The organism is Bacteroides finegoldii DSM 17565, assembly GCF_000156195.1.
GTDB classification, from domain to species: Bacteria; Bacteroidota; Bacteroidia; order Bacteroidales; family Bacteroidaceae; genus Bacteroides; species Bacteroides finegoldii.
Genome location: NZ_GG688317.1, coordinates 190,475 through 205,782, shown reverse-complemented (window position 1 = coordinate 205,782; position 15,308 = coordinate 190,475). Strand labels below are relative to the sequence as shown.

At 42.3% G+C, this 15,308-nt stretch carries 10 protein-coding genes and 2 tRNA genes; 2 read left to right on the top strand and 10 right to left on the bottom strand.

The window, feature by feature from the left end:
* Positions 1 to 35: 35 nt before the first annotated feature.
* The 6 genes from BACFIN_RS18505 to BACFIN_RS18530 form a co-directional block, all read right to left on the bottom strand.
* The gene (locus tag BACFIN_RS18505) at positions 36 to 1,127 is read right to left on the bottom strand and encodes an HlyD family secretion protein (RefSeq protein ID WP_007747893.1); all 1,092 of its coding nucleotides are present in this window, start codon (positions 1,125 to 1,127) and stop codon (positions 36 to 38) included.
* Positions 1,128 to 1,138: 11 nt separating this feature from the next.
* Positions 1,139 to 2,470, bottom strand: coding sequence for a TolC family protein (locus BACFIN_RS18510; protein WP_007747891.1), 1,332 nt, complete (start codon positions 2,468 to 2,470; stop codon positions 1,139 to 1,141).
* 226 nt (positions 2,471 to 2,696) lie between these two features.
* Positions 2,697 to 5,219, bottom strand: a complete 2,523-nt coding sequence (locus BACFIN_RS18515; RefSeq protein ID WP_007747889.1) for a YfhO family protein — start codon at positions 5,217 to 5,219, stop codon at positions 2,697 to 2,699.
* Between the two features lie 17 nt (positions 5,220 to 5,236).
* The gene (ahcY, locus tag BACFIN_RS18520; RefSeq protein ID WP_032839083.1) at positions 5,237 to 6,655 is read right to left on the bottom strand and encodes an adenosylhomocysteinase; all 1,419 of its coding nucleotides are present in this window, start codon (positions 6,653 to 6,655) and stop codon (positions 5,237 to 5,239) included.
* A gap of 23 nt (positions 6,656 to 6,678) precedes the next feature.
* Positions 6,679 to 8,367, bottom strand: coding sequence for a S41 family peptidase (locus BACFIN_RS18525; protein ID WP_032839022.1), 1,689 nt, complete (start codon positions 8,365 to 8,367; stop codon positions 6,679 to 6,681).
* Between the two features lie 45 nt (positions 8,368 to 8,412).
* Positions 8,413 to 9,402: an adenosine kinase gene (locus tag BACFIN_RS18530; RefSeq protein WP_007747880.1), complete on the bottom strand. Its 990-nt coding sequence runs from the start codon at positions 9,400 to 9,402 to the stop codon at positions 8,413 to 8,415.
* Positions 9,403 to 9,479: 77 nt separating this feature from the next.
* On the opposite strand from BACFIN_RS18530, the gene BACFIN_RS18535 reads away from it, so the two are divergent.
* Both BACFIN_RS18535 and BACFIN_RS18540 read left to right on the top strand, forming a co-directional pair.
* Positions 9,480 to 9,553, top strand: a tRNA-Asn gene (locus BACFIN_RS18535).
* A gap of 28 nt (positions 9,554 to 9,581) precedes the next feature.
* Positions 9,582 to 9,655, top strand: a tRNA-Asn gene (locus BACFIN_RS18540).
* 41 nt (positions 9,656 to 9,696) lie between these two features.
* Here BACFIN_RS18540 and BACFIN_RS18545 read toward each other — a convergent pair.
* The 4 genes from BACFIN_RS18545 to ahpF all read right to left on the bottom strand — a co-directional run bounded on the left by BACFIN_RS18545 (position 9,697) and on the right by ahpF (position 15,167).
* Positions 9,697 to 10,404: a ComF family protein gene (locus tag BACFIN_RS18545; RefSeq protein ID WP_032839021.1), complete on the bottom strand. Its 708-nt coding sequence runs from the start codon at positions 10,402 to 10,404 to the stop codon at positions 9,697 to 9,699.
* Between the two features lie 36 nt (positions 10,405 to 10,440).
* Entirely contained in the window at positions 10,441 to 11,244 is an 804-nt protein-coding gene (locus BACFIN_RS18550) for an inositol monophosphatase family protein (protein ID WP_032839020.1), read from the bottom strand.
* Positions 11,245 to 11,659: 415 nt separating this feature from the next.
* Entirely contained in the window at positions 11,660 to 13,486 is a 1,827-nt protein-coding gene (locus BACFIN_RS18555) for a metallophosphoesterase (RefSeq protein WP_032839018.1), read from the bottom strand.
* Positions 13,487 to 13,616: 130 nt separating this feature from the next.
* Positions 13,617 to 15,167 carry an alkyl hydroperoxide reductase subunit F gene (gene ahpF / locus BACFIN_RS18560; protein WP_007747860.1) on the bottom strand — a complete coding sequence of 517 codons (1,551 nt, stop codon included), beginning with the start codon at positions 15,165 to 15,167 and terminating at the stop codon, positions 13,617 to 13,619.
* Positions 15,168 to 15,308 lie beyond the last annotated feature (141 nt).

Genomic DNA, 15,308 nt, shown 5'->3' with positions numbered 1-15,308 from the left:
GAAGGAGATATAGTGCGGGAGGAGGTGGTAGGTAATTAGAGTTTAGCTTTCACCACTACCATCATACCGGCAGCCAATCGTTCATTATCCTCTTTGGACAAATCGGTAAAATCAATTCGCACCGGAATACGCTGCTGAATCTTCACAAAGTTGCCTGCTGAATTATCCGTTGGTACTAATGAATATTTGGATCCGGTAGCTCCGGATATGGAGGTCACCTTCCCTTTGAATTCTTTATCACTGATCGCATCTACCGTAACAGATACCTCTTGTCCAATACTCAGATTTTCTATCTGTGTCTCCTTATAATTAGCCACAATCCATTTTTGCGTATTGGGGAGAATATACGTAATAGTCTGTCCGGCTGCAATAAATTGCCCCTCTTCTAAAGAACGACGTCCCAGTTTTCCATCACATGGAGCCACCACAACTGTATAAGAAAGATTCAAACGTGCCATTTCGAGTGCAGCCGTTGCTCTTTGGATGGCAGCTTCAGTACTCACACGGCGATAAGACACTTCATCCACACCGGAAAGAGCTGCCTTTTTCTGTCTTTTCACAGCCTCCAGCTTCTTACGTGTAGCTTCATAGTCCGTGACAATCTGTTCCAACTGAATGGGAGTAGCCGCTTTCCGTTCCACCAGATTCTCATATCGCTTCCTGTCTTTTTCCAACTTCGCCAAACGCACCTCAATCTCCGCGATAGACGCGTCATAAACGGTTGCTGTTGTCTGTGTTGTATTGAGTGTCGCATTGATAACCGTTGCACCGGCTTGCGCATCTTTCAAAGCAGCCTCCGCTTCCATTACCCGAATCTTATATTCACGATCGTCAAGTACCAGTAACGTATCTCCCTTACGTACCTCCTGATGCTCGGTAAAATAGATTTTGTCAATATAGCCGGATGCACGCAAGTTGATAGGCGACACATATTGTTCTATCTGTGCATCGTTACTAGTCTCCGTCTGACTATAATTCAGGAAAAGACAGATCACTTCAATCACTCCCCAAACGATAATAGCCACTCCCAAAAGGCTGACTGCTATCTGCCACCGACGAAGTTTCTTCATCTTCTTCGCTTTCTCCTGATGAGTAGCGGAAGGAATATTATTTTCCATTGTTTCCATATTTATGATTATTATTTGACTAATGATTCGATTTGTCCGGTCAGTTTCAACAACATTAGGTTAGTGATCCGGTAATTATAGTGCGCGCTAATATAATTATTCTGCGCCTCACTCATTTGCATCTCATCCTGCAACACTTCAGTCATAGAAGCAATTCCTTCACGGTAACGGTCGGATGTGACCGTATACACATCTTCCGCCAACAAATAATTATCCTTCTGCTTCTTAAAGTTACGCTGATTGTTCATCAAGTCGTTCACGGCATTCAGATACTGAGTTTGCAGACTCTTCCGGGCATTTTCCCATGCCAACTTACTGTTCTCGATATCAATCATCGCCTTCTTGATTTTATATGTCTTATCCAGCCCGTCGAAGATAGGAATACGCAACGTCAGTCCCAACCCGTAAGAGCGGAACCAATGGTTGGATGGGCCGGAGTGAAACCAGTGGTAGCCTTTATCCGTATAAGCAGCATATCGCCAACTACCCGTCAAGCTAAGTGAAGGTATATAACCGTTACTAATTATCTTCTTTTGTTTCTCTGCCAGTTGCACTTGTGATTGTGAAAGTTGAAGTTCATAAATATTTTCCGACAAACCGGTCAAAGCCACTGTAGTAATACTATCGGTATTTACCGGTGTTAATACAAACTCCTTTTCAGCCGGATAATCCATTATATATTTCAACATATTCAACTGCTGTTTCATCATAGCCTGCGCATTGTCATATTGTACCTTCAGATTTTCCAAATTTATATTCACTCTTTTCAGATCGACTTCCATAGACATTCCGTTATCAAAAAAAGCTTGCGTAATATCCCTCAATTCTTCCAAACGAGTGATATTAGCTTTTATCAGTACTATCTGTTCGGCCGTAACCTGTCCGAGATAATACATTTTACTGATTTGCATAATGATATCCTCCCTAGCCTTTCCATAAGACAGGCGGCTGATTTCCTCCATCACCTTAGCTATGGACATAGAGGTATAGAGTGTCTGGTTGAAAAGCGGCATTTGCATTTCCAACCCCGCATTGGCAGTATGCTGCAATGTTTTCGTAATATTATAAGGGACACCATAAGAAGAGCCGTCAGTAACGGACACAGGTGGATCAAAATTGTTATTATAACCGGCTATCACCGTTATCTGTGGTAATAACTTCGACCGGTTCTCAGATACGCCATACTTGCTTTTCTGTATTTCTTTGCGTTTCCCCTCCAACGACAAGTTATTGTCAATACCAATACGAAGGCAATCCTCTAATGTCAGGGTCTCCACCTCTTGCGCTTTTCCGTCCACAACAAGTAAGGAAAGAAAAGAAAATATGAATAGTAGTCTTCTCATAATATATATGCTATTATTGGCTGCAAATTTAGCAGCTTATGACATAATAAGAGTATCCACAAACTATTTGTTTATATTCATATTTTCCCTTTTCGAGCAATAATCTACCCAAAACCGGACTATTCCGGATATACTGCATAGAAAAACAAAACGACTCTCTTCCTTCCAGAAGAGAGTCGTTCCTATCAAACTCAGCTACTTTAATTATTCAAAAGCAAACATTCACTTATTTCGCTTCAGTTTTTCCTGTGAACTTATTACGTTTCGTCCACACAAGAATCATCACTCCGACCAACAATAAAGCCAACGCGACATAAGCGATACTTTCCGTGACGTGTATGCTCTGCGGATTAAACCACATTTCAATGGTATGTTCACCGGCAGGTACATTCATGGCACGCAAGATATAATCCGCACGGGTAATATCTACCGGCTGACCATCAATCGTCGCTTGCCATCCCGGATAATATACTTCAGAGAATACCACAACTCCGTCTTTAGGAGTAGAAACTTTATAAACTAATCGGTTAGGTTCGTAATCCGTCAACCGGATAGTAGACAAAGAATCCTTGTATCCTTCCGTCACCCCTTTTAGCTGTTCTTTAAATCTCGCATCCACCACAGCAGTCTCCGTCGGGCGAATATCATTCAAAGCGTCAATTTCCTCATTCGCATTATTCACATACTGCACTTTATCCACAAACCAGGCATTACCATATGCATACGGATTCTCAACAGGAACAGGCTGTCCTTTCTCTCCGGCTGGGAAAATAAAGTATTTCGTATTCAGCATATTCAATACGCGGAATTTGGAAGCGTCCACACTATCCATCCTACCTCCGGCAGCAGCCACAGCCTGATAAGTATCCTGCATTTCGGGCATGATATGATGATCAATCATCTCTTGATAGCGACGCAATTTCGCTGCATGATAGCCACCGACACTCTTATGCCAGTAAGCAGTATTGTTTTCATTAAACGTATTGCTCGGAAAACCGACAAAATTCAGTACACGATAATCCGGAGCTGTATCCCGAAGGATAATCTCATCCGCCTGAGTCTTCACAAATGCTTCTGTCCGTTTTGATTTCGGGACAAACTGTTCATCATACAAATAACGTTTATTAACACACCACATATCCACCAAACACAAAAGTACAATACCGACCAGCGTGAAAGAAGCTTTCAACCTCTTCTGCAAGAATAAGAACAGCAAGAAACATCCCACAGCTATAATAAAGAAACTGCGCCATGCATCCGAAGCAATGATCGCTTTGCGCATCTCCGTCAGATTTGTCACAACCGGAGTAAGGTGTTCCGCCGGAAGGCCTTGTTGCAAAGCCGCCATCTCCTGCGCCGTTACGAAACTAGAAAAGAAAACACTGGGAGCAACAGCCAGGAGCAATGAGACACCAGCTGTCAGCACAAGCGATACGATCACACCTGTACGGTTCTCTTTCAATTTCAAAATTTCCAGTCTGCCCAATATTTCCTTCAATGCAAAAATAGCCAATAACGGAATAGTAAATTCAGCAATAACCAAAATAGACGATACAGCACGGAACTTATTATACATCGGAACATAATCTATAAAGAAATCCGTCAGTCCCATGAAATTCTTTCCCCACGAGAGTAAAACGGAGAAAATAGTAGCTCCCAATAATGCCCATTTAAGCGGACCTTTTACGATGAAACACCCAAGGACGAACAGGAACATAACAAATGCCCCTACATACACCGGACCGGCAGTCCACGGCTGATCACCAAAATATTGCGGAAATTGCGAATAGATACTACTATACATCGGATTTGCCTTTTCCATAGCAGTCTCACTCTGTGACAAATTATCCGATGACGCTCCTCCTTTTACATTAGGTACCAATAAAGTCAGGGTCTCCCCAATTCCGTAACTCCAGTTCGTAATGTAGTCACGGTCTAATCCGCTGCTGGTCTGATTGGCAGCATTCCCTTCCTGCTTTAACTCGCTCTTTCCACGCATAGTCTCCTTACTATACTCATACGTATGGTACAAGTTAGAAAGATTAATGCAAACGCCTACCATAGCAGCCAACGCCAGAATTGCACTAGCCTTGAAGAAATGCGTCAATTCTTTCTTCTTATAAGCTTCTTCGAAGTAGGCTCCTATAATAAACAGAATCACAAACATGAAATAATAGCTCATCTGTATGTGATTGGAACGAATCTGAAGAGCTATAAACAAAGCCGTAATTATTCCTCCCAACAGATACTTCCTTCGATAAGCCAGGACAATCCCTGCAATCGTAGGCGGAATGTAAGCCAATGTCACAAACTTCCAGATATGCCCTGCCGGTATCAGAATAAAGAAGTAAGACGAGAAAGCCCATATTATACCGCCAAACCCCGCCAACCAAGCCGAAATTCCAAATGCCCGTAAGAGAATATAGAATCCCAACATCATGATAAAGGTCAGTACTACATACTCCGGAAGGTAAAGTTGATAAGTCTTCTCCACCCAAGACAAAGATTTTGTCGAATCATAACTCGGAGCCATCTGGTAGGTAGGCATACCACCGAAAATCGAGTTTGTCCAGCGGCTACGTTCACCAGTACGTTCAAAATACTCTTGAGCATCCCGTCCGGCTCCGGCACCGGCAGCAGAGTCATGCTGAAACAGAATGCGCCCTTCAATATCTGCCGGAAAGAAGTAGACAAAAGAAATAACAACAAAAGCCAATATAGCAATTATGTCAGGAAGGAGTTTCTTCATATACTTTTCAACTTAAATCAATATCTATAATGATCAGCCTTGTAAGGTCCGTCTACCGATACACCGATATAGGCAGCTTGCTCCGGAGTAAGTTTCGTCAGCTTGACACCGATCTTTTCAAGGTGCAGACGAGCTACTTCTTCATCCAGATGTTTCGGCAAACGATATACATTGATATCATATTTATTATTAAACAGCTCAATCTGAGCCAAAGTCTGGTTCGTAAATGAATTGCTCATAACAAACGACGGATGTCCGGTTGCACAACCCAGATTGACAAGACGTCCATCGGCCAACAGAATAATACTATGCCCATCCGGGAAATAATAACGATCCACCTGCGGCTTGATATTCACACATTTAATACCCGGATAATGTTTCAAAGCATCTACCTGGATCTCATTATCAAAGTGACCGATATTGCAAACGATAGCCTGATCCTTCATTTTCTCCATGTGGTCAATACGAATAATATCGATATTTCCTGTGGTAGTCACAAAAATATTACCTTCCGTACAAGCCTCTTCCATAGTTACGACTTCAAAACCTTCCATGGCGGCCTGTAAAGCACAGATCGGATCTACTTCGGTCACAAGCACCCGTGCTCCATAGGAGCACATAGAATGAGAGCATCCTTTACCCACATCGCCATAGCCACATACTACCACAACTTTCCCGGCAATCATTACATCCGTCGCACGTTTGATGCCGTCAGCCAATGATTCACGGCAACCATACAGATTATCAAACTTAGATTTCGTTACCGAATCGTTGACATTAAACGCCGGGAACAGCAATTTGCCTTCTTCCTGCATCTGATACAGACGGTGTACACCGGTCGTCGTCTCTTCCGATACACCACGTACCTCCTCTGCAACCCGATGCCAACGCGTTTTATCTTCCGCTAAAACCCGCTTCAGAATAGCATTCAATTCTATTTCGTCTTCAGCGTGTACTTCTTTCTCCAACACAGCCGCATTGTTCTCCGCATCATATCCCACATGAATCATCATTGTCGCATCACCACCATCATCCACAATCACATTCGGACCTTTGCCACCGGCAAAGCTCAAAGCCTGCAATGTACACCACCAGTAATCAGCCAAAGTCTCGCCTTTCCAAGCAAATACAGGCACCCCCGAAGCTGCAATGGCAGCAGCAGCATGGTCTTGCGTCGAGTATATATTGCAAGAACACCAACGTACTTCAGCCCCTAAAGCCACCAATGTTTCAATCAGCACGGCTGTCTGAATAGTCATGTGTAACGATCCCATAATACGGGCGCCTTTCAACGGTTTGGATTCTCCATACTTTTCGCGAAGAGCCATCAGGCCGGGCATTTCTTTTTCTGCCAAATCGATTTCCTTGCGTCCGAAGTCGGCAAGCGTAATATCTGCCACTTTATAAGGCAGAGTAGAGAATAATTCTGTAGACATATTGTAAATCATTTAATATATTATTATTTCTTAGCAACCGGTGCACTCAGCATTTCCTTATATTTCACCGGATCATTCAATATCTTCACCGCTTCTTTCAAGCCATCGTCGTCTTTCAGTTGCTGGATAATATTACCACGCTGATAGTAATAACGCTTAATAATTTCCGAAGCGATCATCTTCTTTATATCACCGGAAAAGTAATCCAAATCACGGTCAAGATCGTGATTCAACTTCTTCTCAAGCGCCTTGAACTCTTCCGAAGCATCCGCCATATATCCTTCAAACTCGGCTGCCTCTTTCAAGGTTTTCAGAATTTTTTCGCTTTGCTGGTCATACTTGAAATCAGCTTTCTTCACCAATGCCTTAAAGTCATTATAATCAGCGTCGGTTACTTCAAACTTCTCCGGAGCAACAATGGTAGGATGCTTTAAACAATATTGGGTAGCATAATCGAAAATTAAATTATCACGTACCAGATAGAACAAAATATTCGGCAACTTCTCTTGCTTGATAACAATATCCGGCATTACACCACCCCCGTCGCGGACCTCACGCCCTGCAGCGGTATGAAACACCTTAGTCAAACTATCCGGAATGGTTCCAACACTTCCATCTTCATTACGATGCTTGTAGTCAATAGCCTGCACACAACGTCCGCTTGGAATATAGTATTTGGAAGTAGTCACTTTCATTGTTCCCCCATAAGGCAAAGAACGCGGAACCTGAACCAATCCCTTTCCAAAAGTACGGTTACCGACAACAATCGCGCGATCTAGGTCCTGTAAGGAACCCGATAAAATCTCAGAAGCAGAAGCAGTTCCGCTATTTACCAAAACCGCTACCGGAATATCCAGGTCCAATGGTTCACGTAATGTTTTATAAGTATTGCTGGCTTGTTTGATTTTTCCCTTAGTCGTTACAATCACCTTTCCACGCGGCAAGAAATAATTTGCTATCTCTACAGCCTCGTCCAACAAGCCCCCCCCATTTCCACGAAGATCGATAACCAACGAGGTAGCTCCTTGCTTCTTCAAATCCAAGAATGCTTTCTTGAACTCCTTCGAAGGATTGCCGGAAAAAGTACTCAGATTAATATATCCGACATGATTATCAAGCACTGCAGCGTATGGAATGGCCGGATTCTGAATAGATTCACGTACAATGGTGAACTCCATCGGTGTACGTCCCCCCCTCACATTCGGGCGTTCCACTTTCAGCTTAAAACTAGTTCCCGCCTGTCCACGTAACATCTGGCTGACTTCTGCATTGTTCTTGCCTGCAAGGTCTTTCCCATCTATTTCCATCAAAATATCTCCGGCTTTTAATCCAGCCTTAGCCGCCGGTGTGCCCTCGAAGGGTTCGGAAATCATAGAGCGTTTCAATTTTGTATTATAAGTAATGTAAGAACCGATACCACCGAAAGATCCTTTTATCATCTGCTCCAACTCACTCTGATCTTCCTCCGGAAAATACTCCGTATAAGGGTCCAACGTGAAAAGCATATTATCGATACCCTCTCTGATCGTCTTATTCGGATCAATCGTATCGACATAAAACATATCCAATTCTTTCACAATCGCATTAAATATATCCAGATTCTTGGCGATCTGGAAATTGCGGTCGTCACCACTCTTGAAACTAAAGAAAGCTACGATAGCCGTAACCGCTACCCCAACAACAGCTATCCGCCCATTCAGCAATTTTTTCATACTTCTTTTCATATAAATGAATCGTAAAAGTAACTCAATACTTGGTTATTCAGCCAGAATCCTGTTAATATTTAACTTAATTTCATCCCAGCGTTCTCCTGATATCGTCGTACCGATTGTCTGGATAACATTTCCCGATAGAATAGAACCTATTTTAGCACACTTCTCCAATGAATATCCACACGTCAGGCCATATAGAAAACCGGCAGCAAAATAATCACCGGCTCCGGTCGTATCCATCACTTTCTTTACCGGAATAGCAGAGACTTTAATTTCTTCTGTCCCTTTGCGAATATAAGAACCATTTGCCCCCACTTTTACGATGGCAATACTGCATTTCTTCGCAATGATTTCCAAAGCCTCCTCCGGTTCCTTACCCGTAAACGCTTTCGCCTCTTCCTCATTTGCAAAGACAATATCTACATACTTGTTTATTAACAAGGAGAAAAAGTCCATATCACCGGCAACTATATTATAACTTGCCATATCAAGACAGATTTGCAAACCCGCCTCTTTCGCCAACTCAATGGCATGAAGAATCATTTCATGGTCCTGCACCAGGTATCCCTCTATGAACAAATATGCATATCCTTTAAACATATCGAGAGATAACTCTTCAGCTTTCAAAGAAGCGGCAGCTCCCAAATAAGTCCCGAAGGTACGTTCTCCATCCGGTGAAATAAAAGTAGATGCAACACCGGAAGGCAACAGTTCAGACACCAATACTTTATCCTCAATATTGTTTTTCCGAAGATTTTCACGAAAAAAATCTCCATAATGATCATTTCCTACTTTTCCGATAAAACCAGTTCCAGCTCCCAGACAAGCCAGTCCAAGTATAGTATTTCCTGCCGATCCGCCTGTTGCCAGATGCGTTTTCATCTGCGAGAATTTTGCGTTAATCTGCTGTAACTTAGCATCATCAATAAGTTGCATGCTTCCTTTGGGCAGCCCCATTTCATCCAAAAGCGTATCATCCTTTAGGGTTGCAAGTACGTCGACTAGGGCGTTGCCCAATCCTATTATTTTATCCATTTCTAATATTTTTTTTGCAAAGATATTGCATATTTCAAAAAAACCTAGTACTTTTGCATCGCAATTGAGAAAAACATTCTTCCTTAGCTCAGTCGGTTAGAGCATCTGACTGTTAATCAGAGGGTCCTTGGTTCAAGTCCAAGAGGAAGAGCAAAGTTGAAAATCTTGATTGCAAACATTCTTCCTTAGCTCAGTCGGTTAGAGCATCTGACTGTTAATCAGAGGGTCCTTGGTTCAAGTCCAAGAGGAAGAGCAAAAGTCACCTTTTCGGGTGACTTTTTTGTGATATTCCATTCAATCCGCCATCGCCAAAGTCAACACACTAGTCCGTGTTCCTTCGACCTCCGCCAGCCGTGAAGCACACGCGATAGTCGTGGCCCCTGTAGTCAATACATCGTCCACAATCAAAATATGCTTTCCGGTCAGAGAATCCGCATGATTCAGTTCAAAAATTCCATCTACATTCTCCCAACGTTCGAATACGGATTTGCGTGTCTGTGTCTCCGTATTCTTTCGGCGAACCACCGATTCTACACATACGGTAATACCCGTCACAGCCGCAATACCCCGTGCTATACATTCGCTTTGATTATAGCCACGAATCTGTTGCTTCTTTTTATGCAACGGTATAGGAATTATCACGTCAACTCCTTCGAAGAAACCCGAATCCGATAGCTCGGCAGCCATATATCTTCCCATGATTATTCCAACCTCTTTCTTTCCCCCATACTTCAACTGATGAAGAATCTGTCGGAAATCGCTCCCTTTCCGGTAGAAGAAAAAAGAAGTGGCTCGTTCTAGAGGTATTTGTCCCCAGAAAAGTCGCTCTACCGGATTATCCTTCCGGAGATGATAGTTCGTACGCGGGAGATTGATATTGCACATGATACAAAGACATTCTTCACCTTTTGCCAGCGGTCTGCCGCAAACTACGCAACAATGAGGGAACAATAAAGATAAGAATGAATTGAGCCAGTCTTTTATAAAAAATGTGTGTTTCATAATAGTAGCAAGGGTTTAATAAGCAGACCGTTTCTCCTACATATCTAACGGAGGGACCTCCGCCAATAGCTTCTGAAATAAAGGATGAAGGTATCCGTTCGTTGCAATGATATGATGTCCTTCTATAAAGTGGTCCTCACCATAGAAATTAGTAACTTTTCCTCCTGCTTCCTGCACAATCAAAGCTGCCGCCGAATAATCCCACTTTCCAATAAAAGCTTCCGCCCAAGCATCAAAACGCCCCATAGCCACATAACAAATGGCTGCGGCGGCCGAACCATTCATTCGAATACCACCTACTACCCCATAAAGCCGATCTATCAAATGGAGAGCCGTTTGTTTATATTGCAGATGGTTATAAGGCAACTCGGTAATGACGAACGCATCTTTTACATCCCGAATATCCGATACATGGATTTCCTTACCATTCATAAAGGCCTTTCCACCTTTCCACGCATAAAAACATTCATCCCGACAAACTTCATAAACGACTCCTAATAAAAGCTCGGTACGATTGCGCAAAGCAATGCATACACAATAAGGAGCCTCATCATGGATATAATTCGTAGTGCCGTCCAACGGGTCAATCACCCAAAAATAAGGTTCATCCTGGTAAGTGACCGACCCTTCTTCCGTTATAACTCCAGCTTCGGGTAGTAAAGCGGAAAGAGCTCTCACTACACGTACTTCCGACTCCTTATCTACATAAGAGACATAATCATGCGCATGTTTCTCTTCAACACGTTCACGACGGAAATTCTTACGTTCTTCTTTCAAAAAATGTCCAGCTTCAGTTGCAATACGACACACATCTGCTGTAAGTTGCTTTAAATCTAACATTCCAATATCTATATTAAAAGTCCTCGAAGGTATAGCTTTTCTCACGAAAAACCATTGAAAGGAATTGCTATTTTCATAAGAGTAGCAAACTTTAAACATTCATAGTAAGAAAACAAAAATCCCAGCATACTAGAACGTTTTTTTATTTTTCACCTCTCATATCTCTCATAAATTACAGTTAACACATACACTATCAATAGAATAGCAAATGAGAGATGATCCTACCAGCCTGTATCTCTCATACTTTTCCCATCATCTCTCAGCAAGCGTCTCGGCGATGCCATATTTTCTATCTTAATTTTTCCTTTTAGCTTTGCGTCATAATAAAAAAAACACATCTTATGACCCTAAAAGTTAGATACTAAACTTTTGGGGTGAAATTCAATTCCACGATTCAAGCTATCATATACATTATTCAGACCGTTATATCCAACAAAGTTTCTCCCTTTGCATTCAACACCCTGACTCTGAGCTCTTCTTTCCTCTTCTCAAGAATCATCACGGTAGCACCCTCCATCTTGTATCCTCCACCTATAATAACTGGAAAATGATTCCCCAACTCACCTTTCGGGTGATAAGCATACTTATGAGTATGAGCATTCAGACAGATATCAAAAGGAGCTTTTTCCAGCAGTTTAGTCCATAGTTCAGCACAAAGATTCTTCCCATCATTGCCATAAAGAGGGATATGATGCAGGAGGATACGTTTCTTCGCTTTCTTAAATTCTTTGGCGGAAAGTTCCTTTTTCAAAAAATCCACTTGTTCATTTCGCAACTGGGTAAAATCATTCAAATCATAATAGACCCAATGGGAATCCGGTTTATCCTCTCCACAATCAAGCATAACGATGCGGGTATCTCCCCAGTTGAAAGAACCGTATGTTTTATTTCCTACATAGTCGTAATGGTCACGTAAACCGATAGAGTAAGCATTGCGAATCTCATGATTACCACGCATAAAGAAAGTCGGTACACGGTCACTATGTACACCTTCGGTCAGTTCACAGATAAAAGAGGTAGCTTGTTCATGATCGACAGGATCGTCTACACAATCGCCATTGAAAACTACAAAATCATAGTTGATATGCTGTATCTGTTTACATAAAGCACGGAAAGTTTTCGTATGTTGGTGCAAATCATTGAAGACAATAGCAGTAAAGGAATCCGCATTTGTTGCCGGAAGAGTAAATTCACTGAATTCCGACCGGGCGGTATTTCCGAATATCTTTTTATATGCTTGATAAAGCAACATTTCTTGTGAACATACACGATAATAATATTTCTGTCCCGGTATCAGATCGTTGATATGTATTTTATGCAGCTTATTATTGCAGACTACCTGTCCGTCAACAATTGTACGAGCGCGTTTCAGTTGAGTAGTGTCTGTTCCATATTCCACCCAACAATATGCCGGAACGGTAGTTTCCCACATAACTGTCATACCATTACCTATGGGATTCTGTAAATAAGGTTTAGTACGAAATATTTTATCTGCCTTTTCAGCTGTACGCAACTCAACAAGTATAGGACGATGGTCGGAGGCCATCGGTTCATCCAACACTTGAGAGGATATAAGAGCGAAGCCATTAGCATTTGACTTCAATGCGGTAATATAATCTATAGTCTCCTTGGGATCAGAAGCCGGATAAGTAGATTGTTTAGGATTGGAGAGCATCTGAAAGTTTTTCTGTAACTCCTTTATAAAGTCGGATTCCGGTTCAGCATTCATGTCCCCAGCCAGAAAAAGAGGCTTTTTATAAGGAGCGACGAATGATTTCACGACCTCCAATGACTTCATACGGTCTTTTTCGGTCAACGACATATGAGTACAACAATAGATATAATCCTCAAATTCTGCCAGAATCAAGGTGCGGGCCTCTTCTCTACCAGGTAAAGGGATAGTTTGTAAACGTAGCGGAACTTGCTTTGTCAACAGTCCGATTCCATATTTACCTCCTTCAAACTCTATAGCAGGTGCAAAACAAGCATGCATTTGTGTACGTTCAGCTATCTCACCCAGCACATATTTCTGTCCGCTCCGACGGGTCATACTGTCCACCTCTTGTATAGCCACGACATCAGGAGAAGCATTATTTATCACATTGGCTACTCGTTGAAAACTACAAATATCATCCATGCCATTCGCATTTTTAATATTATAAGTCATCAGTCTCAATGTATGTTGAGCCTGTACCGGAAAAATAAATAAGATGACGGAAATGAGTAAAAAGATCTTTTTCATGTTCTTCATTTTTTGGGGGTATGTTAAGTTCCCCCAAAGGTAAGAAAAAAATAAAAAGCCACAAAGATATGGATTCATACCTTTGCGGCCTCTTATTGTCTTGTTTGTATGTCTTTCATATCTGAATATATCAGATAATCCCTCTCACTCTATCGTCAAATGCAGAAAGCGCAGCTTTCGCTCCTTCGCCCATAGAGATAATGATTTGCTTATAAGGAACCGTAGAAACATCTCCGGCTGCATAGATACCCGTCACATTCGTACGGCAATGTGCATCAATCATGATTTCGCCCGGACGGTTGGTTTCCACTATGTCGCGGAATACACTGCTATTCGCAGAAAGCCCGATTTGTACAAATACACCATCCAACTCAACCAAACGTTCTTCTTCCGTTTTGCGATCTTTGATGCGCAGGGCAGTCAGTTTATCACCATTTCCTATCACTTCCGTAGTCTGTGAACTTACAAACACTTCCACGTTCGGCAATGATTTAAGTCGATCTTGAAGTACACTGTCTGCTTTCAACTCATCCATAAATTCAAAAACAGTGACTTTGGAACATATACCAGCCAAGTCAATCGCTGCCTCAATGCCAGAATTTCCTCCACCTACTACTGCTACATGCTTTCCCTTATAAAACGGCCCATCACAATGAGGGCAGAAAGCAACACCACGACCGATATACTCCGCTTCTCCCGGAACATTCAGTTTACGCCAGCTTGCACCGGTTGCAATAATCAGTGCCGGAGCCAGAAATTTCTCCCCAACAGAGGTAGTTACTATCTTTTGCTTTCCAAGTACTTCTACTTTCTCTATTTTACGATGTTCCAATAAATCTACCGGATAACGCAGTAAATGAGTTTTCAAATTATTAGCAAGTTCATTTCCCGTGGTTTTTGGGACAGAAATCAGATTCTCAATGCCGACAGTTTCCTTTACTTGCCCTCCGATGCGTTCGGCTACAATAGCCACACGCAGCCCCTTACGAACTGAATAAATAGCGGACGATACTCCGGCAGGACCTCCACCAGCTACAATCACATCATACTCTTTCACCTCATTCATCGCTTTGGTATCGTCAATACCATATTGTTCCTCCAGCTTGGCGAGCAGCTCACCGAATTCACCACGGCCTACATGAAGCAGCTTTCCATCGGCAAATACAGAAGGTACTCCCTGTATCTTCAATGCATCTACTTCATCCTGATAAAGTGCGCCGTCTACCATTTCGTGAGTAATGGCAGGATTCAGCGTTGCCATTGCATTGAGAGCCTGTACCACGTCAGGACAATTCGTACAAGTCAGTGAGACGTAAGTAACTAAGTGCATAGGGCCTTTCAGTGCTTTCACACGGTTACAAACAGCCTCATCGGGAAAGTTCTTCCCTTTACCATCCAGATTGAGGATAGCAAGCAGTAAAGAAGTAAATTCGTGTCCGTTCGGAATACCGCGGAAAGTAATTCCTGTGGCGTTACCATTCTTTAATAAAGTAAATTTCAGCCCGTTTCCTTCATTCACCGAATAAGTGATATGATCGGAACAGTCTGCCACATCTCCCAAAAGTTCCAGCAGTTCAGCACGATTCTCATGACTGGACGATACGGATATATCAAAAGCGAAATTTGCCTCCAGTCCGGCAAAGATACCCTTCAGTTGTTCTTTTAATGCGGATTCTAACATACTTTTTCTCCTTTATTATTTCTTCTCTCGCTTATTCTTTTTCTCTCTCTTTTTTCTCTTCATTACTTGTACTCTCTCCACTGCTTAAAAAAGGCCGGCAGCGTTTCCCGTTACCGGCCTCCCATAATCACCATTATCAAG